At 30.5% G+C, this 236-nt stretch carries 1 pseudogene; it reads left to right on the forward strand.

Annotation, left to right across the window (positions count from 1 at the left end):
• Nucleotides 1–236, forward strand: a pseudogene (locus SB658_RS27460) (ParB/RepB/Spo0J family partition protein); the annotation flags it as partial.

Consider the following 236-nt stretch of genomic DNA (forward strand, 5'->3'; position numbering starts at 1 on the left):
GTTATTTTGAAGCGGTTATTTTAAATACAACGAACGGTCTTACGAGTAAAGATATTAAACGATTAGAATTAAATTTACAACATGCTGAGGAAAAACCGGTTGATTATAATCCAATTGATAATTTGGTAGATGTATATCGTGATATTATAGAAGAGGAAACTTTTACCGAAGCTGAGTATTCTAACCAAACATCCAAGACAAAAAGTGAGGTTACTAAGTTAATTAAGAAAGCTAAG

Source organism: Bacillus sp. SIMBA_008 (assembly GCF_046535495.1).
Taxonomy (GTDB): Bacteria; Bacillota; Bacilli; order Bacillales; family Bacillaceae; genus Bacillus; species Bacillus subtilis.